This is a genomic window from Enterobacter sp. A8 (assembly GCF_004296595.1).
GTDB lineage: Bacteria > Pseudomonadota > Gammaproteobacteria > Enterobacterales > Enterobacteriaceae > Enterobacter > Enterobacter cloacae.
In genome coordinates this window covers 225,363-244,702 of record NZ_SCMF01000001.1, presented here as the reverse complement: position 1 = coordinate 244,702, position 19,340 = coordinate 225,363, and the positions used below count along the sequence as shown (strand labels likewise).

The 19,340-nt window shown below is 57.2% G+C and carries 16 protein-coding genes and 2 pseudogenes; 10 read left to right on the top strand and 8 right to left on the bottom strand.

Annotation, left to right across the window (positions count from 1 at the left end):
* Window positions 1-71: 71 nt before the first annotated feature.
* A complete protein-coding gene (locus EQV24_RS01235) occupies window positions 72-860 on the bottom strand; it encodes a MipA/OmpV family protein (protein ID WP_130626041.1) in 789 nt (262 codons plus the stop codon).
* Window positions 861-950: 90 nt separating this feature from the next.
* Between EQV24_RS01235 and EQV24_RS01230 the strand changes: the two genes are divergently transcribed.
* From EQV24_RS01230 to EQV24_RS01215, 4 genes and pseudogenes are all read left to right on the top strand, one after another.
* The gene (locus EQV24_RS01230) at window positions 951-1,646 is read left to right on the top strand and encodes a response regulator (protein WP_038419267.1); all 696 of its coding nucleotides are present in this window, start codon (window positions 951-953) and stop codon (window positions 1,644-1,646) included.
* A pseudogene (locus EQV24_RS01225) lies at window positions 1,643-2,814 on the top strand (ATP-binding protein). Before EQV24_RS01230 ends, EQV24_RS01225 begins: the two are co-directional and overlap by 4 nt.
* 78 nt (window positions 2,815-2,892) lie before the next feature.
* A complete protein-coding gene (locus EQV24_RS01220; RefSeq protein WP_130626040.1) occupies window positions 2,893-4,041 on the top strand; it encodes an efflux RND transporter periplasmic adaptor subunit in 1,149 nt (382 codons plus the stop codon).
* A complete protein-coding gene (locus tag EQV24_RS01215) occupies window positions 4,038-7,112 on the top strand; it encodes an efflux RND transporter permease subunit (RefSeq protein WP_130626039.1) in 3,075 nt (1,024 codons plus the stop codon). Before EQV24_RS01220 ends, EQV24_RS01215 begins: the two co-directional genes overlap by 4 nt.
* Before the next feature lie 40 nt (window positions 7,113-7,152).
* Here EQV24_RS01215 and EQV24_RS23755 read toward each other — a convergent pair.
* From EQV24_RS23755 to EQV24_RS01200, 4 genes and pseudogenes are all read right to left on the bottom strand, one after another.
* Window positions 7,153-7,278, bottom strand: a pseudogene (locus EQV24_RS23755) (arylamine N-acetyltransferase); the annotation flags it as partial.
* On the bottom strand, window positions 7,248-7,421 hold the full coding sequence (locus EQV24_RS23700) for a hypothetical protein (RefSeq protein ID WP_207905494.1): 174 nt from the start codon (window positions 7,419-7,421) through the stop codon (window positions 7,248-7,250). The pseudogene EQV24_RS23755 and the gene EQV24_RS23700, both read right to left, overlap by 31 nt.
* An 8-nt stretch (window positions 7,422-7,429) precedes the next feature.
* On the bottom strand, window positions 7,430-7,876 hold the full coding sequence (locus EQV24_RS01205; RefSeq protein ID WP_045295893.1) for a hypothetical protein: 447 nt from the start codon (window positions 7,874-7,876) through the stop codon (window positions 7,430-7,432).
* A gap of 72 nt (window positions 7,877-7,948) precedes the next feature.
* Window positions 7,949-9,007 (bottom strand): SDR family oxidoreductase, encoded by a 1,059-nt coding sequence (locus tag EQV24_RS01200; RefSeq protein ID WP_130626038.1) that lies wholly within the window; start codon window positions 9,005-9,007, stop codon window positions 7,949-7,951.
* A 97-nt stretch (window positions 9,008-9,104) separates the two neighbouring features.
* Here EQV24_RS01200 and EQV24_RS01195 point away from each other — a divergent pair, with 97 nt between their 5' ends.
* From EQV24_RS01195 to umuC, 3 genes are all read left to right on the top strand, one after another.
* A complete protein-coding gene (locus tag EQV24_RS01195; RefSeq protein WP_130626037.1) occupies window positions 9,105-9,992 on the top strand; it encodes a LysR family transcriptional regulator in 888 nt (295 codons plus the stop codon).
* A 149-nt stretch (window positions 9,993-10,141) separates the two neighbouring features.
* Window positions 10,142-10,576, top strand: coding sequence for a translesion error-prone DNA polymerase V autoproteolytic subunit (gene umuD / locus EQV24_RS01190; RefSeq protein ID WP_029882790.1), 435 nt, complete (start codon window positions 10,142-10,144; stop codon window positions 10,574-10,576).
* On the top strand, window positions 10,560-11,822 hold the full coding sequence (gene umuC / locus EQV24_RS01185; RefSeq protein ID WP_023620348.1) for a translesion error-prone DNA polymerase V subunit UmuC: 1,263 nt from the start codon (window positions 10,560-10,562) through the stop codon (window positions 11,820-11,822). Before umuD ends, umuC begins: the two co-directional genes overlap by 17 nt.
* 37 nt (window positions 11,823-11,859) lie before the next feature.
* Here the strand turns inward: umuC and EQV24_RS01180 are convergent, their stop codons facing one another.
* Window positions 11,860-12,723 carry an aldo/keto reductase family oxidoreductase gene (locus EQV24_RS01180; protein WP_013096857.1) on the bottom strand — a complete coding sequence of 288 codons (864 nt, stop codon included), beginning with the start codon at window positions 12,721-12,723 and terminating at the stop codon, window positions 11,860-11,862.
* Window positions 12,724-12,865: 142 nt separating this feature from the next.
* On the opposite strand from EQV24_RS01180, the gene EQV24_RS01175 reads away from it, so the two are divergent.
* Complete coding sequence (locus tag EQV24_RS01175) at window positions 12,866-14,527, top strand: methyl-accepting chemotaxis protein (protein ID WP_130626036.1); 1,662 nt, start codon at window positions 12,866-12,868, stop codon at window positions 14,525-14,527.
* 38 nt (window positions 14,528-14,565) lie between these two features.
* Here EQV24_RS01175 and smrA read toward each other — a convergent pair whose 3' ends face one another.
* Both smrA and EQV24_RS01165 read right to left on the bottom strand, forming a co-directional pair.
* Window positions 14,566-15,129 (bottom strand): DNA endonuclease SmrA, encoded by a 564-nt coding sequence (smrA, locus tag EQV24_RS01170; protein WP_013096859.1) that lies wholly within the window; start codon window positions 15,127-15,129, stop codon window positions 14,566-14,568.
* Window positions 15,130-15,483: 354 nt separating this feature from the next.
* Entirely contained in the window at window positions 15,484-16,395 is a 912-nt protein-coding gene (locus EQV24_RS01165; protein WP_020688268.1) for a LysR family transcriptional regulator, read from the bottom strand.
* Between the two features lie 175 nt (window positions 16,396-16,570).
* Here EQV24_RS01165 and EQV24_RS01160 point away from each other — a divergent pair, with 175 nt between their 5' ends.
* The gene (locus EQV24_RS01160; RefSeq protein WP_013096861.1) at window positions 16,571-17,881 is read left to right on the top strand and encodes a M20 family metallo-hydrolase; all 1,311 of its coding nucleotides are present in this window, start codon (window positions 16,571-16,573) and stop codon (window positions 17,879-17,881) included.
* On the top strand, window positions 17,881-19,326 hold the full coding sequence (locus tag EQV24_RS01155) for a M20 family metallopeptidase (protein ID WP_130626035.1): 1,446 nt from the start codon (window positions 17,881-17,883) through the stop codon (window positions 19,324-19,326). Before EQV24_RS01160 ends, EQV24_RS01155 begins: the two co-directional genes overlap by 1 nt.
* The last annotated feature ends 14 nt before the right edge of the window (window positions 19,327-19,340 follow it).

Here is a 19,340-nt window from a genome sequence, read left to right as displayed (position 1 = left end):
AGGTAATGACATAGATGGCCGTAATGATTACCCCGGCTACGCCGAGGGAGATCGCGTCTCTCACCACTACACTAGAATGTCCAGGTGATGGCGGCGGTGACAGCGCCTTCGTTACGTCGCGATACGATCGGGCTGTTATTTGCATGCTCCCCAAGCCAGGTGTAGTCGGCACTCAGTACCGTGCCCCAATGGGTATCGAACTGATGACTCCATGTCAGGCTGCTGTCTATACCGTAGAATCCACCGGGCGCTGAATAACGGCTATAACCGGAGCGCTGACTCTGCTGCTGACTGACCCCATACCAGATATTGAGGTAACGGCTGTCGCCAAACAGGGATGCAGACTGAAAAGCAATCGTGTCCTGACTGGTTTGTAGAGGGAGCAGCGTAACAGAGGCCTGGTAGTTTACCCCCTGACTGTCCGTTACAGGCAGGGTCGCTTTGCCTTCCACACTCAGCCAGGAAGTGATTTGCCAGCCGACCGCCAGTCCGGTATTCAGGCTGGTATCGATCTCTCCCATCCCTTTCAGATTATTCGCTCCCTCGCGCCAGCTGGCGTTTTCGTCCGCCCTCCCCAGGTCGTAACCCAGCGTATGTTCAAGGTACACGCCGCTGTCATTTTGCAGGTCATATCCAATGCCTTTCTGCGCATCAATAAAGAATGCACCTTTGCGCCCCTGTAAAACAGGCACCCCTTGCCATACCTGCTTGTCAGAGCCTGAATAACGAGGCGCATAGCGTCCTCCTGCCCCAATCGTCAAATAGTCGGAAGACGTTTGTGCCTCATCGGCGTGTACGCCGGATGCTGCCGTCATCAGAAAAGGAACAGTCATATACAGGGCTTTTTTTCTCGCTATCATACTGGTCTCCACTTCTTCGTTGTGCGCAGTATGATTTGGCTAAATCAATGAATAGTCGGGATAGTGTTAAGAAACGGTCAAGGTGAACAGATGTTGTCCAGAAGAGTGCTGATTATTGAAGATGATGCCGATGCGGCTGGCGTTCTTGAAGCCTATTTACGCCGTGAAAATTACGATGTGACCGTCACGGGGGACGGGCTGGCCGGGCTGGAGATGGCGCAACGCTGGAAACCCGATCTTGTCTTGCTGGATGTCATGCTTCCAGGACTCAACGGAACTGAGGTGCTGGCCAGCCTGCGTCGCAAAAGCGATGTGCCCGTTATCATGGTGACGGCTATGGGCGATACGCCCGATCGCATCGGCGCGTTGAGATACGGGGCTGATGACTATGTCGTTAAACCCTATCATCCAGGTGAAGTCGTGGCACGGGTGCAGGCGGTGCTGCGCCGGAGCAATAAAAACACGCGCGAAGAAGAGATCCTTCGCTGGCAGACGCTGGAGGTGGATGTCACGGCCATCGTGGCGAGCATCATCAATGATGACAACACGCCGCGGGTTCTGGATCTGACCCCAACGGAATTTTCGCTACTGACCACGCTGATGCGTTCACCTTCGCGTCCTTTTTCCCGTCAATATTTACTGGAGCACTGTTTGCCGGAAAGCGAGGCCCTGGAGCGGGTGGTGGATACCCATATTTATAACCTGCGTAAAAAACTCGAAGCCGCGGGTCTTTCCGGCGTGCTGGTTAACGTTCGCGGCGTGGGTTACAGGTTCAGACAGCCATGATAAAGACCCGTCATTCCTCCCTCTGGCGCTGGCGATTGGCAGCGTGATCGTTATAGCAGCCTGTATGTGGCTGCGTTACGCCGTGCAGAACTACTGGATAATGGGCAAAATGCCCGCAGCGGTCCGGCAGGAATTTCTCACGCTCAGCCAGAATCCGCAGTCAAACCCGGCCCGCTTTCACGATATTGTAGACAGCTGGTGGGGGCTCAGTTATTCCACCCCATCTATCGCCTCGGCTGACTGGGTCACCGTGGCTCTGCTGGTGCTGGTGATGATCCCCTTCATTGTGGTAATGGGACTTAAGCACGCGCGCCCTCTGGCGCTGCAGTTCAGCTGTCTTCGTGATGCGGCCAAAGATGTGGCCGATGGGCAGTTTGGCCGACAGGCAGAGCTGGTGAAAGATGCGCCCGCAGAAATGATCAGCTTTGCGGCTGACTTTAATACCATGACCGGACAACTGGCTCGCTATGAAAAGGAGCTTCGCGCCTCGCACGTTGCCATGGCACATGAGCTGCGCTCTCCCCTGACGGCAGCCATTGGACGTCTGCAGGGTATGATGGACGGCGTGTTTGACGCCACCCCGGAGCAGTTGGGGATGGTGATGAAACAGCTCCAGCACCTCAACCGGCTGACCGATGAATTGCACCTTCTCTCTTTGGCTGATGCGGGAAATCTTGTGCTTGAAGACAGGCCATTCCGTCTGGATGAGCTGATTCAGGAGCGGGCAGACTGGATAACCCCGCAGGCCGATGCGCAAAATTTTACGATAACGTTGCGTAACCCGCGCGCATGCCCCTTCAGAGGCGATGCGTTCCGTATGGGACAGGTATTTACGATCCTCATGGAGAATTCACTCCGCTATGGACGCGAGGGAGGCCATCTGGAGGTGGCCCTGCATTATGCCCAGGGGCAGTACACCCTCGAATTCGCCGATGACGGTCCGGGTGTATCAAAGCACTTTTTACCGGACATGTTTAAGCGATTTAGCCGCGAGGAACAATCACGCGCCCGGCACTCCGGTGGCAGCGGCCTCGGTTTATCAATTGCGCAGGCGATTTGTCAGGCGCATGGGGGAAGTATTAGCGCGTCATTACCAGAAACCGGAGGGCTTCTGGTGCGCATCCAGCTGCCCTGGCGCGCTTGTGACGAGGAAAATTCCCGCTCTTGATAAACCCTTGACACAACATCGAATCTTTCTCGATGAACAGCCGATTAAATAACGCCATCCCTTTTCTGGAGCGGCGTTATGTCAGACGAATTCATTCTCTCCCTCCGCCACAGCCTGCATCATGTATACAGCGTGGCGCGCACCCTTTCCTGGCTACACTTTATTCCCCTGGTGATACTTGCCCTGGCTATCTTCCCGCTAACCGGTTGCGGCGATAAACACGAAAACACGCCGCCCCCCGTGCGGGCGGTACGCTACAGTGTGGTGGGTTCAGCGAAAACGCTGCCAGCACTGGAAAGAACCGGTGAGATCCATGCCCATGATGAGACGACGCTGAGTTTCCGTACCGGGGGCAGGATCCTCACGCGCGTCGTCGATATTGGCGATCGGGTTACCGCCGGGCAACTGCTGGCGACCCTCGACAATACCACCGGACAAAATCAGCTCGACGCGGCCACCGCTGACTATGAGGGTGCCAAAGCCTCAGCGCAGATTGCCGCGCTCAACGTCAACAGAATGCAAACGCTGATGTCCACCGGCGCTATAGCCCGCACACAACTCGACACAGCCCGTGCAGACTGGCTTGTCGCCAGCGCGCGTCTGAAAAGTAGCGAGGCGGCACTGCGCAACGCCCGGGAAAGCCTGGGCTGGACCCGCCTTCTCTCGCCGAAGGAAGGCATCATTACCGCGGTTAGCGCCTCTGCGGGCCAGATTGTCAGCGCAGGCCAGTCGGTGCTGACGCTGGCGACCGGTGAAGCCCGCGATGTGGTGTTCGATATTGCCGCGCCTGATGATATCCCCTCACCGGATAAGGCTGATTTCCGCGTCGCCTTGCTCAGCGACCCGACGGTCAATGCTTCAGCGGTGTTACGCGATATCACGCCTCAGGCCGATCCCCTGACCCGTACCTGGCGGGTCAGAGCCACCCTGAACAACCCGCCCGCCGCCATGGCACTGGGTGCCAGCGTCACCGTAACCCTGCCCTCCAGTGCCGCGTGCGGTTACGTCCTTCCTGCGTCGGCACTGAGTCGTTACGCAGACAAGCCCGCTGTGTTTGTAATCAACCGGCAATCTCAGGCGCAACTGCGCGTGGTTGTGCCTGCACGTTACACGGCCTCCTCCGTCATCATCGCCTCCGGTCTTGCGCCCGGTGACAGGGTGATTACGGCTGGCGTGAGCAAATTACGCTCAGGAGAACAGGTGATTGCCGGGGAGGAGCAGCCATGAACATGAGAAGCACAAAAGAGACATTTAACCTCTCCGCCTGGGCGCTTAAAAATCAGCAGATGGTCAGTTTCTTTATGCTGCTGGTGATGGCGATGGGCGTGTTCTGTTACGAGCGCCTGCCGCGCAACGAAGATCCGGCGTTTACCATCAAAACGGCCGTGGTCTCCGCGCAGTGGCCGGGGGCATCGGTAGCGGACACGACTCGTCTGCTGACGGATACGCTTGAGAAAAAGTTACAGGAGATCCCCTGGCTTGATTATATCGAAAGCGAAACCCGGGCAGGACGCACCGTTATTCATGTCAACCTGCGCGATGATACGCCGCCGCAAACGGTGCCGGATATCTGGTACCAGGTGCGGAAGAAAATGCAGGATATCGCTCCGTCTCTGCCAGAAGGCGTTCAGGGCCCTGATGTCAACGACGAATTTGACGACACGTTCGGCACAATTTATGGCTTCATCCCCGAAGGCTATACCCTGCGGGAGGTTCGGGATCGGGTGGAGACACTGCGTCGGGAGCTGATGTCCCTGCCGGATATCGGCAAAACCACCCTGCTGGGTGAACAGCAGGAACAGATGGTTCTGGCCTTTTCCCCGGCCCGTCTGGCGGGGATGGGTCTGGATATTCAGCAGGTGGCGGAGGCGCTCAGGGCGCAGAATGCAGTCGTCCCGGCGGGCATCATACGCACGGGGCAGGAGAACATCTCACTCCACGTCAGCGGTGCGCTCACCTCAGAGGAGAGTTTACGCGCGGTCACGCTGCATATTAACAATCGTTATATCCCCCTGACTGACATTGCCACCCTCACCCGGAAAAGCGCCGAACCGCCCTCACCGGCGTTCCGGGTTAACGGAAAACCGGCTATCGGGCTGGCGATTTCAATGGCGCCGACAGGCAATATGCTGCGCTTTGGCGCCGCGTTGAATCAAAGAGTGGCCGCCCTCAGCGCCGGGCTGCCGCACGGTATCGAGATGGTGAAGGTCGCCGATCAATCCGCGGTAGTCAGTGACGCGGTGAGTGGTTTTATCAGGGTTCTTATTGAAGCGGTGGTTATCGTCCTGGCCGTTTCATTTGTCTCTCTGGGGCTACGAGCGGGGCTGGTTGTGGCTGCGGCAATCCCGCTGGTTCTGGCCATGACCTTCGCCGGAATGATGCTGGCCGGGATTGGCCTGCAGCGCATCTCGCTCGGGGCACTGATTATTGCGCTGGGTCTGCTGGTGGATGACGCCATGATCACCGTGGAAACCATGGTTTCTCGTCTGGAGGCTGGCGATTCCCGTCGGCAAGCGGCAACCCGGGCGTTCACAACGACGGCATTCCCGATGCTCACCGGCACACTGGTGATGATCGCCGGATTTATTCCGGTCGGCTTTGCGGCATCCAGCGCGGGTGAATACTGCTTTTCTCTGTTTGCGGTCGTGCTGATTGCCCTGCTGTGTTCATGGGTGGTCGCGATCCTGTTTTCACCGCTGACCGGAACATGGCTGCTGCCGGAGAACGTCAGGCATCATGCCTCCGGCCCGGGGCGGCTCGCACGCGGGTATCACTGGCTGCTGCGTAAGGTATTGCGCCACCGACTCACCACCGTGCTTTGCGCCCTTGCCGCACTGGTTTTGTCCATATACGGGACGACATTTATGCAGGGTGAGTTTTTTCCCGCTTCCGACAGACCAGAGCTGCTGGTGAGCCTGACGCTTCCGGCCAACGCCTCACAGCCGGAAACGCAAAGAGAGGCTGAAAAGCTGGAGAAGGCGCTGGCAGGCAATAGCAATATCGATCATTACTCAACATACGTAGGATCGGGCGCTATCCGTTTTTATCTGCCAATGGATGTGCTGCTGGAGAATGAAAACAGTGCCCAGTTGGTGGTGGTCGCGAAAAACCTCGCCGCCCGCGACCGTCTGCACGCACAGCTGAATAAGATACTGGCGACGCAATTTAGCGACATCATCACACGCGTATCGCCCCTGGAGCTCGGCCCCCCGGTCGGCTGGCCAATCAAATACCGGGTTAGCGGGCCGGACTATGTGAAGGTTCGGGCGCTGGCGAATCACCTGACGGAAGTGATTGGCCAGTCACCGCTCTCACGTGAAGTCAACCAGACCGCCGGTGAACCGGAGAGAGTGATTACCCTTGAGGTGAATCAGACGGCAGCCCGGGCTGCGGGCGTGTCGTCAGAAAGTCTGGCCCGGACGCTGAATACGGTCTGGTCCGGCAGCGTCGTGACCTCAATACGGGATAATGACCGGCTGGTGGATGTGGTGCTCCGCGCCAGAGACAGTGAACGTCTTAATCTGGCCACACTGTCGTCACTGACCGTTGAGGGGAACGATGGCAAAAAAATTCCGCTCAGTGCTGTCGCAACGCCGGTCTGGGGTGTGGACGATCCGGTTGTCTGGCGTCGTCAGCGCCTGCCGTTTATCACCGTGCAAACTGACCTTGCGCCGGGACTCAGAGCCGAGGTCGTCTCCGCCGCGCTGCGCCCGGCAGTGGATAAACTGCGTGCCCGTTTGTCTGCGGGCTACAGTATTGAGGAAGGCGGCGCGGTTGCGGAATCCGATAAAGGAAACCGCTCTGTCTTTACCGTTCTTCCGGTGACGCTGGTCATTATGTTGTTATTGCTGATGCTTCAGCTACGACGCTATTCCCGGATGTTTCTGGCCCTGTTCATGGCCCCGTTTGGCTTACCGGGCATCGTTCTGGCGATGCTGCCGGGTGGAACACCGATGGGGTTCGTCGCCCTGCTGGGCGTGATCGCGCTGGCGGGCATGATCATTCGTAACGCGGTGATCCTGATCGGCGAAGCTGACAGCAATCTGGCTCAGGGGATGACGAACGTTGCCGCCATTATCGCAGCCGCAGAGCACCGGGCCAGACCTATCTGTCTGACCGCCTGTGCCGCCATTCTGGGCATGATCCCCATCTCGCACCAGGTATTCTGGGGACCTATGGCGTATGCCATTATCGGGGGGGTGCTGGTCGCGACGCTGGTCACACTCACGGTACTGCCCGCGTCGTTCAGTCTGTTATTACAGTGGGGGGACGGTTTACGCAACCGGCACAGCGTATAAAACCCGGTCTGTGCTGAAAGCGAAATTGTCCCCCGATCCGTTACGCGGCCGTCAGCGCAAAACGGGTTCTCAGTACCTCAGCAATATCCTCTTCCACCAGTTGCTGTGTCTTTGTGCCATTTGCGGTGATGGTCTTCAGCTTATTGCCCAGCAGGATCTGGCGTCCTCCTTCGTTGCCAGGAGGCCGAAGGTCTGATCAATGCGCTGGAGGTGCATCGTCGCGATTTGTGACGGGCTGGCGGGTACCGCGTTCAGAGCGTCGATGCGGTAATGGTTAGTGACTGGCTGGATCGTCTCTGAATGCCGCATGGTGGCATTCAGAAATTGAAAACGGAAAGATCTTTAATATCGGCGTGTGGATTGGCGTTTTTTACCGCTATCAAAAAAGCAGAGAAATTATGATTAAACATCGTTACGTTCGGGTAAAACTGCACCTGTTTTTCCCTTCCGTTTTCAACATAGCTTACTGACCAGATCCGACGATTATTGACCATCGTCGATCCCGGCTTAATGTTTACTATCCTGGCCAGTTCAACCTGAGTGGTTCTATCCTTCTGAATTTCATAAAAATATCGCTCATCATAAAAATAAACCTTGCGGGAAAAACAATCAAAAAACCACGGGTTAGTGGATATTTTCTTCTTGCCCTGGGCATCTGAAACGATGCGTTTTGGCTGGCGAAATGACCTCACTCCATTCCTTATCACCAGATATAACCCAATAACCGGCAGAGCCATTAATAAAACGCTGATTGCTTCCCGCATATTCACCAATCCCGTTGATCACAGTCATGAGCGAGTATAACGGGTTCGTTCCTGAGAACAACATCCCCCCTGTCAGGGAATAATGCGTGCCGCCCTGAGCTGTGCGAACAGGCTGAAAAACATCTCGTCGGTGGCCCGCATGGCGGTGAACCCGGCCCGACGCAGCTTGCTGCCATCGCCAAACATATCGTAATCCCAGCTAAACACGAAGTCGGCAAACTGGCCGTCATTCAGCTGCAAAATATCGCTTTCCACCAGCCCGCGAGCTGCGGCGAGTTCGCGCCATACCGCGCGGTAGTCCGTAAACAGCTGCTGAAATGAGAGCCGGACCGGGGGGGCAGACTCCAGTTCAAACCAGTGTGCAATGCGTGGCCACAGCTCGCTCCAGCGCCAGATGTCACCGTTATTCACATTGAATGCCTGGTTCTCTGCTACCGGCGACGTGGCGGCCCACACGGTCGCCTCTGCCAGCAATTCACCGTCTGTATGATCAACAATGCTGTGCCAGGTCTGTTCGGCGCCGGGAAAACGCAGCGGTAAATTCAGCGCCTTACACAGCGATGCGTACAGCGCGATGCTCAGGGCAAGATTCATGGCGTTACCCGGCACCGTGCTGCCCACCACGCCCGGCCGGATGGCGCTCCAGTGCCACGCTTTTCCCCGTTGAAAATCGCTAAGCCACCTGAGCTGGGCCGCGTTAAACTCCGCGCCCGGTACGCCGGGATCGCTTTCACGTGCCGGGGTTTTGAACGGGCCAAGATGCGCGCCGTAGACTTTGTAGCCCTGCATCAGGCTGACCGTCTCAAGGGGCGCCGTGTTTTCGAGGTTACTGACCAGATGGCGCAGCATGGTGACGTTCGGTTCAACCATCTCTGTCCAGTTCGCGGCATTGACCCAGGCGCTGTAAAACACATGAGTGATCCCGCTGAGCGATGACAGTGCCCGCGCGCTGTCCTGCTCATCCAGTAAATCAACATTAACCATCGCAATGCCTTCAGGGTGAGATACCGCCTGGCGGCTCAGGCCAATAACCTCCCACTGATTACGCAAAAGCGTTTTGACTAGCTGGTTGCCAACAATCCCGCTGGCGCCAGCGACCAGCGCGACCCTGTGTTGCTGCGTCGTATTCATGGTGTTTCTCCGAAAGGGGTGACAGACACAGTGTGATCTATTATTTTTTTCTGATATATCCCCCGAATCCGATGGCATTTATAAGCAGAATCACGAAATGAATAATAAGCTCAACGCCATTTCCACCTTTCTGCGCGTCGCCGAAGCGGGCTCCTTTTCCGCTGCCGCTCGCCTGGCCGGGATCAAGCAGTCCGCCGTCAGCCAGCAGATCGCCGCCCTTGAGGAAGAGCTCGGTGTGGTATTGCTGCATCGTACAACGCGCAGGATGAAGCTCACCGCGCAGGGTGAGCGTTACCGGCGGGATATGCAGCTTGTGCTGGAGGCCATGCAGGAAGCAGAGCGACGCCTGAACCCGGTTGAGCATCAATATCAGGGAGCCGTACATGTGCAGTTGCCGAGCGGCCTGGGCCAGATCGTGTTGCCGCGCCTGCTGACGCTACAGCGCATGAATCCTGAATTACATCTGCAGGTTTCGCTTGATGACCGCATCGCCGATCTGGTCACCGAAGGGGTGGATGTGGCGCTTCGGCTGAGCGCGGAGCCTCCGCAAACCCATGCCGCACGCGTACTGGCACGCATTGAAACGCCGCTCTTTGCCGCCCCGTCATTCCCGCCGGTCGAGTCCGTGTACGCGCTGGCGGCGCTTCCCCACGTGCGATTCAGCGGCATCCCGCCGGACGCCCCTTTGCGCCTGGTTTCTGATGACGAAACGATTGATATTGCAGTGAATACCGTTTTCCGCGCCAATACCAGCAACGCCCTGTTACAGGCGCTGGAGGCAGGCATGGGTATTGGCGGTATGCAACTACCGCTCGCGGCACGGGCGTTGCAAACCGGCACGCTGGTGCAGGTACTCCCCGCGTGGCGGTTACCCGACCGCTTTCTCTATGCGGTTTATCCGGACGCTCGCTTTATTCCACACAGGGTCAGAAGCGTTGTGGGGGTTATAGAACAGCTACTGCCTGAAATAATTAAGAAAAATTAAACATTCCAGAATGCATACTCGCCAGCGCGCCTTGTTGAACTAAAAATTTTCGACTTTCAACGAGTTCCGGAAAATTCCCCTCCCGTCTCTTGATCGTTCTGGTTAATCATGAATACTGTATATAAACACAGTAATATGAGTTAACCATTATGCAGTTGATCTCTCCTTTGGGGCCTGATGCCACGTTATTGCTTCCGTTGTTTATGGAGCGGGTGCCCTGTGGCTTCCCCAGCCCTGCTCAGGATTATGTCGAGGATAGCCTTGATCTGAACAAGCTGGTGATCAAACACCCCAGCGCGACCTATTTTGTCAGGGTGAGCGGTGATTCGATGATCGGCGCAGGCATCAGCCATGGTGACCTGCTGGTGGTTGACCGTTCGTTAAACGCCGTTCATGGCGATATTGTGATTGCGGCGGTCGCGGGCGAATTTACCGTGAAGGAGCTGCAAACGCATCCGCGTCTTCAGCTCATCCCCCATAATCCTGACTACGCACCGGTCGTTTTTGCCGCAGAAGACGAGCTGGAGATCTTCGGCGTTGTGACGTTTACCCTGAAAGCTAACCGCCATGTTCGCGCTCGTTGACGTAAACAGTTTTTACACCTCCTGCGAGACGGCGTTTCGGCCCGACCTTAAGGGGAAACCCGTGGTGGTCGTTTCAAACAACGACGGCTGTATCATTTCACGTTCAGCAGAAGCAAAAGCATTGGGGATCGGCATGGCCGGTCCCTACTTCAAGCTGAAGGATGAGCTGAGACGCCAGAAGGTACACGTCTTTAGCTCCAATTATGCGCTGTATGCGGATATGAGCCGCCGGGTGATGACCATTCTCGAAGAGATGGCCCCGAGAGTGGAGATCTACTCGATTGATGAAGCCTTTCTGGATCTGACGGGCGTCAGCCAGTGTATGTCTCTGGAGGCGTTCGGTCAGGCTATCCGCCAGCGCCTGTACAAAGAGACCGGCCTGCTGGTCGGGGTCGGTATCGCGCCCACCAAAACCTTAGCCAAGCTGGCTAACCATGCCGCCAAAACCTGGAAGAAAACCAACGGTGTGGTGGATTTATCGAATATCGATCGTCAGCGTAAATTGCTGTCACTGGTACCGGTCAGCGAAGTGTGGGGCGTCGGGCGCAGGATCAGTAAAAAACTGAATCTGATGGGGATCGAGACTGCCCTGCATCTGGCGGAATGTTCAAGCTGGGTGATCCGTAAACACTTTAATGTCGTGCTGGAAAGAACCGCCCGCGAGTTACGCGGTGAACCGTGTCTGGCGCTGGAAGAGTTTTCGCCAACAAAGCAACAAATCATCTGTAGCCGCTCCTTCGGCAGCCGTATCACCCGGTATGACGATATGCACCAGGCGATCTGCGCCTATGCCGAACGCGCCGCCGAGAAGCTGCGCGAAGAGAAACAGTTTTGCTGTTATATCAGCGTCTTTATTCGCACCAGCCCGCATGCAGAGGACGAGGTTTTTTATGGTAACCAGGCCTCCGGCAAGCTGACGATCCCCACCAACGATACGCGGGATATTATCAGGGTAGCTATCGAGTCATTGAACCGAATCTGGAAAGAGGGACATCGCTATATGAAAGCGGGCGTCATGCTCAGTGACTTTTTCAGTCAGGGCGTGGCGCAACTTAGCCTGTTCGATGAACACCCACCGCGGCCAGACAGTACAGCCCTGATGCAGGTTATCGACCGCCTTAACCGTTCAGGCCGGGGGTCTGTGTGGTTTGCGGGCCAGGGGGCGGTGAAATCCTGGGCGATGAAGCGGGATATGCTGTCGCCCTGCTACACCACGCGCTATTCCGATCTGCCGATCGTTAAATAACAAAGCCCGGATCCCTCCGGGCTCTGTTTATACGTGATTACACCAGCGCATTCAGCGTAGCCAGCGCGTCAGGCGGTAACACCAGCTCCCCTGCCGCGAGGTTTTGCCGCAGATGCGCCACGGAAGAGGTGCCCGGGATCAGCAGAATGTTCGGAGAACGTTGCAGCAGCCAGGCCAGCGCAACCTGCATCGGTGTCGCCCCCAGGTCGTCCGCCACCGCCTGCAGCCCGGAAGATTGCAGCGGCGTAAAACCGCCCAGCGGGAAGAACGGCACATAAGCAATCCCCTGCTGCGCAAGCGAATCCACCAGCGCATCGTCACTACGGTTCACGATGTTGTACATGTTTTGCACACACACCACGGGCACCATCTTCTGCGCCTCGGCAACCTGCGTGGCGGTGACATTGCTCAGACCAATATGTCGCACCAGCCCTTGCTGCTGTAGCTCTGCCAGGGTGGACAGCGGTTCAGCGATCGAGCCTTCCGCCGGTCCGTGTGCGCTAAACATAATCCGCAGGTTCACCACGTCCAGCACATCCAGCTGCAGATTGCGCAGGTTGTCGTGTACCGCCTGGGTCAGCTCCTGGGCGGAAAAGGCCGGTAACCAGGCGCCTTTATCGTCGCGGCGCGCACCAATTTTGGTGACGAGGGTAAGATCGTCCCGGTACGGATGCAGCGCCTCGCGGATCAGCTGGTTAGTCACATGCGGACCATAAAAATCGCTGGTATCGATATGATTCACGCCCGCCGCCACGGCTTCCCGGAGCACTTCCAGCGCGGCATTTTTGTCCTTCGGTGGCCCAAAAACGCCCGGCCCGGCCAGCTGCATTGCGCCGTAACCCAGCCGTTTAACCGTGCGTGTGCCCAGCGCGTATGTCCCGCTTTTATCGATGCTGCTCATGTTCACCTTCCTCATAAAAAAGATCCGGATTTACAACAGGTTCCCGACCAGAACCCATAGTTAAGTGCGAGTTAAATTAAAGTTTAAATTTTAGACGACGATAGTATTTGTGTACCCCTGCACTTTCTTACGGACGACCGCTATGCTGAAAAATCTGCACGTGATTACCGGTATTATCTTTGCTCTCACCATATTCTGCCTGCTACAAGTTGTCACGGGAGGGTTGTTCTACTCTGCCGTCAGCAACGATCGCCATAACTTCCAGAACTCCGGGGTGCTTAATGCCCAGCAGGAGAGCCTGAGCGACAGCGTTAACACCCTCATCAAAACGCGCGTTACCGTGACGCGCGTGGCCATCCGCTATCTGAAAAATCAGCGCGATCCGGCGTCCCTTGAGGCGATCAACAAACTGCTTGGCACCGCGGGTAACTCTCTGGGTAAAGCAGAAGCCTATAACAAACAGTGGCAGGCCCTGCCGCAGGTTAACGGCCAGAGTGCGGCACTAACCGACGAGATGCTGAAATCCTGGAACCAGATGCACGAAGTGATGCGTCTGTCGATTGAGTATCTGCGTGCCGACAACTATCAGGCCTATGGCGATCTGGATGCGCAGCAGGCACAGGACGATATGGAAGCGGTCTATAACCGCTGGCGCGCCGAAAACAACACGCTGCTGAAAGCCGCGGCCGAAGAGAACCAGAGCAGCTTTACCCAGATGCAATGGACGCTGGCGGCTATATTCCTGGCCGTTATCGCCGTGCTGGTGGTGATCTGGCAGGGGTTACAGCACCTGCTGTTAAAACCGCTGCAAACCATTATGAACCATATTCGTACCATTGCGGCGGGCGACCTGACGCAGGATATTACCCTCTCTGGCCGCAATGAGATGGGCCAGCTGGCGGCCGGTCTGCATGAGATGCAGCAATCTCTGGTCACCACGGTCAGCGCCGTACGCGGCAGTACCGACTCCATCTACACCGGCGCAGGCGAAATTGCCGCCGGGAGCAACGATCTTTCCGCCCGTACGGAAGAACAGGCCGCCTCGCTGGAAGAGACCGCAGCCAGCATGGAAGAGCTGACCGCCACGGTGAAACAGAACTCCGACAACGCCCGTCAGGCGACCCTGCTGGCGAAGAACGCGTCTGAGACCGCGGCGCGCGGCGGTCATGTGGTGGATAACGTTGTCCGCACGATGACGGAAATTGCCGACAGTTCGCAGCAAATTGCCCACATCACCGGCGTGATTGACAGCATTGCCTTCCAGACCAACATTCTGGCGCTGAATGCCGCGGTAGAAGCCGCACGCGCCGGGGAACAGGGCCGTGGCTTTGCGGTGGTCGCCGGGGAAGTACGTACCCTGGCGAGCCGCAGCGCGCAGGCGGCAAAAGAGATCAAGGGCCTTATCGAGAACTCTGTCAGCCGCGTGAATACCGGCTCTGAACAGGTCAGCGAAGCCGGTGCAACGATGAAGGAAATTGTGGCGGCGGTCACCCGCGTGACCGATATCATGGGCGAGATTTCATCTGCGTCCGATGAGCAGAGTCGCGGTATTGAACAGGTGAGCCTGGCCGTTTCGCAGATGGACAGCGTCACCCAGCAAAACGCCGCGCTGGTGCAGCAGTCCGCCACGGCGGCAGCGGCGCTGGAAGATCAGTCCGAACAGCTGCGCCAGGCGGTAGCGGCATTTCGTCTGAACGGTAAACAACAGGCCACCGCGCCCCGTACAACGCATGTGAAAACACCACAGCTGTTGCGCCCGGCCACGGCAGGCACCGCCACCGACAGCAACTGGGAAACCTTCTGAGTTCAGCGCGGGCGAGCACCTCGCCCGCGCTAATCCCGTTAACGGCTGCGCTTGGCGTGCCGTTCCCAGTTCTCCTGTTTCGCGTCGTTGGATTTTCGCAGTGAAACATAACAGGCCCCGCTGCCGCCGTGATGCGGCAGCGCCACGCAGAAGGCCTGCACTTCCTCAAACTCTGTTAACCAGCGCGCCAGATAGCTACGTATCACGTTGGGATGAGCATTCTGTTCGCGCCCTTTTCCATGAATGATAATCAGATTGCGTAATCCGTCGCGTCCGGCCTGGCGAATAAAGGCGTACAGCATCTGGCGGCAACGCTCGGCGGGCTGACGTAACAGGTTCAGGCTGGCCTCGCGGGAGTATTTCCCCGAGCGCAGCTTATCCATTACGCCCTGTTGTATCCCTTCACGCTGAAATGCCAGCGGCTCATCCAGGGGCAGAAGTTCCAGAAAGCCCAGGGTGAGGAAGTTATCCAGCTGCTCGGTATCAATCTCCTGGCGCGCCCGCGTGTTGCGGCTCGGCTGCCAGTGAATATCTGCGCAGCGCTTCAGGGGCTGGACATCCTCCATGGCGTCAAGAAACAGTGATTTGTCGTCAGGGTTCATGGAAATCCTCCGGCTACATCTGAGCCTGTACTATACCTTCGCGGGGGGTGTGCCTCAACAGCCGTTCCCCCGGGTAGGGTGGCGCTGAAAGCAAGCTGATGAATATCAATCGACAGCCGGGGAAAAATTAAACATCACTTAACTCAAACTTCAGCGTAAATAAAACACGCAATTTGGCTTAAATATCCATAAAATCAAACACTCAACCGCCTTTCATTTTGAGAGAAAGCTGTTATAACTTAATTAACCTGCCTCATGGATATAACATCCAGGATATGCGAAGGGATGCACTGCTGTGTGTACTGAAGGGTCTGTCTGATGTCGGACAGGCCCTGTTTTTTTATGGATGATGTTTCACGCAGAGACGATTGCCCGCGCCTCTCGTCTGAATTGCGTAATTAACGACTCCGTAAGCGGGGTCTGGCGCGAATCCCGACGCTGAATTAAATAATACGTCGCTTTTGGAAGTGATTCGACAACCGGCAGCATAACCAGACGCCCCGCCAACAGGGGGTCACAACCCAGCTCCTGCGGCAATATGCTTAAAAAATCGCTTTGTGCGACAAGGCTGATACACGACGAAAATGTTTCGCAGACCACGCCAATGCGGGGTATTTGCGAGCGATGGCTAAATACATCCTCTAACTGCTTATAATAACTTCCCCGGGGCGTTGGCATGGTCCAGTTATAATGCAGCAGATCGTTAATGGAGGTTGCTCCCGTCGCCGGATGTCCCTCCCGGCAAAATACGGCAAACGGTTTTTCTAATAGCTTTTCAAACGTAAATTCATGATCGTAAGGCCCCTGATAATAGGTATTGATGGTGAAGTCCAGTTCGCCCTGGCGTAATTCATTGATCATCGATACCAGCTGCCCTTCCATAATTCGCACCTTAACCTGCGGATGCTGCGCATGAAAGCGGGTGATAACCGCAGGCATAAGGCTTCGCGAAATACTCGCTCCCATCCCGATATTGATCTGCCCGGCCAGCTCGCCCTGCCGCTGGCGAATGTCATCCTGCGCCGCGCGCAGCTCTTCCAGAATCAGCCTGGCGCGCTGATAGAAGCCTTCGCCACACTCGGTTAACGCCACGCCTTTGCTTCGGCGCACAAAGAGCTGCGCCGCCATGCCCTCTTCCAGCTCTTTGATCGATTTGGTCAACGCCGGTTGCGAAAGATTCAGCGTCCTGCTGGCGCCGCGAATGCTGCCCTGACGCGCCACTTCAACGAACGCCCGAATTTGATGAAATTTAATCTGAAATGACATAGCCCGACCGATAACCGTTGTTTATCAGAGTAAAGAAACTGTCATCTACTTTAATGGAAAGGGATGTGCGAGGGTAATTCCTGAACGGTTAAAACTGTGAAAAATCGGTTAGTGATAAGTAAAAACTATCACAGCGTGAAGCAGTTCACATATTTTAATGATGACAGGAACAGATATGGACTCACTGGCACAGTACATCCAAACCTTAGCCCCGCAACTGAGCGCATGGCGTCGCGATTTTCACCATTTTGCCGAATCCGGCTGGGTGGAATTTCGGACTGCCGCGAAGGTCGCGGAGATCCTGGATAGCCTGGGTTATGACCTGGCGATGGGCCGCGACGTGGTGGATGCCGAAAGCCGTATGGGGTTGCCGGATAACGCAACCCTGACGCGAGAATTTGCCCGCGCCCGTGCGCAGGGCGCGCCCGAAAAATGGCTCGCGCCGTTTGAAGGCGGCTTCACCGGCCTGGTTGCCACGCTTAACACCGGCCGTCCCGGCCCGACGCTGGCGTTTCGCGTGGACATGGACGCTCTCGACCTGAGCGAAGCGCTCGACGACAGCCACCGCCCGTTCCGCGACGGCTTTGCCTCCTGCAATCCGGGCATGATGCACGCCTGCGCGCACGACGGCCATACCACGATTGGCCTTGGGCTGGCGCACGTGCTCATGCACAACAAAGCGCAGCTGAACGGCACCATCAGGCTGATCTTCCAGCCTGCCGAAGAAGGCACTCGCGGCGCACGCGCCATGGTGGCCGCCGGGGCACTGGACGGGGTGGACTATTTCACCGCCATTCACATTGGTACCGGGGTGCCTGCCGGGACGGTGATCTGCGGCAGCGATAACTTTATGGCGACAACCAAGTTTGACGCGACGTTTACCGGCGTTGCCGCACACGCAGGCGGTAAACCGGAAGAAGGCCGTAACGCCCTGCTCGCCGCCGCCCAGGCCGCGCTCGCGCTGCACAGCATTGCGCCACACAGCGAAGGGGCTTCCCGGGTGAATGTGGGAGTGATGCAGGCCGGCAGCGGACGCAACGTGGTACCCGCCCATGCCCTGCTTAAGGTCGAAACCCGCGGCGAGAGCGAGGCGATCAATCAGTATGTGTTCGAACGTGCGCAATCCGTCATTACCGGTGCCGCCGCGCTGTACGGCGTGACGGCTGAGATGCGCCTGATGGGGGCTGCCACCGCCAGCGCTCCGACACCTGCCTGGGTGGATTATCTGCGCCAGCAGGCAAGCCAGGTGCCCGGTGTGGAACAGGCCATTGATAAGGTTAAAGCCCCGGCCGGTTCCGAAGACGCCACGCTGATGATGGCCCGGGTGCAAGAAAACGGCGGCATGGCCTCCTATATGGTGTTTGGCACCGATTTGAGCGCCGGACATCACAATGAAAAATTCGACTTTGATGAGCGCGTCATGACCGTCGCTATCGAAACGCTGGCGCGCACTGCGCTGAATTTCCCCTGGACGCGAGGTGTGTAATGCAGGAGAACTACGCTTTTATTGCCGATGCAATCGACACGCGATGTCAGACGTTCACCGACATTGCCGACGAAATCTGGGATCACCCGGAAACCCGCTTTGAAGAGTTCTGGTCCGCAGAGCGGCTGGCCAGCGCGCTGGAAGCGGAAGGCTTCACCCTGACCCGTGAGGCTGGCGGCATTCCGAATGCCTTTATCGCCAGCTTCGGTAGCGGTAAACCGGTGATTGCCCTGCTCGGCGAATATGACGCGCTGGCCGGATTAAGCCAGCAGGCACACTGCGCGACGGCATACGCCACCACGCCCGGTGCTAACGGCCACGGCTGCGGGCATAACCTGCTCGGCACCGCGGCGTTTGCAGGTGCCGTTGCGGTGAAAAGCTGGCTGGAGCAGCACGGTGGGAATGGAACCGTGCGTTTTTACGGTTGTCCCGGCGAAGAAGGCGGTTCCGGTAAAACGTTTATGGTCCGTGAGGGCTTGTTTGACGACGTTGACGCCGCGGTCACCTGGCACCCGGAAGCGTTTGCCGGCATGTTTAACGTCAGTACGCTGGCCAATATCCAGGCCGCCTGGCGCTTTAAGGGCGTGGCGGCGCATGCGGCAAACTCGCCGCATCTGGGGCGCAGCGCGCTGGATGCGGTGACGCTGATGACCACCGGCACCAACTTCCTCAACGAACATATCATCGAGAAAGCACGCGTCCATTACGCCATAACCGATACCGGCGGCATCTCCCCCAACGTGGTGCAGGCGCAGGCCGAAGTGCTGTACCTGATCCGCGCCCCGGAAATGGCCGACGCGCAGCAAATCTATGCGCGCATTGAGAAGATCGCGCAGGGTGCGGCGTTGATGACCGAAACCACCGTCGAGTGTCGCTTTGATAAAGCCTGCTCCAGCTACCTGCCAAACCGCACGCTCGAAGCGGCGATGTATCGCGCCCTGCAACATTACGGCACGCCAGCCTGGACGGAGGAAGAACGCGCCTTTGCCCGGGAGATCCGTGCCACCCTGACGGCAAACGATCTGCAAAACAGCCTCAGAAACATTGCTGCAACCGGGGGGAACGAAGGTAAAGCCTTTGCCCGCCGCCACCAGGAGACCCTGCTGGTGGACGAGGTCGCGCCTTACGCCATCACCGATAACGTGCTGGCAGGCTCCACGGACGTGGGTGACGTTAGCTGGAAAATGCCCGTCGCCCAGTGTTTCAGCCCCTGCTTTACCGTCGGCACGCCGCTGCACACCTGGCAACTGGTGGCTCAGGGGCGAACATCCATTGCCCATAAAGGCATGCTGCTGGCCGGGAAAGTGATGGGTGCCACCGCGCTACATCTGCTGCAGGACGCAGACCTGCTGAAAAAATGTCGTGAAGAGTTCGAACAACAAACACAAGAAAAACCGTACGTGTGTCCGATCCCTGCGGGCGTGACACCGTCACCTTTAAAATAAAAAACACAACACAA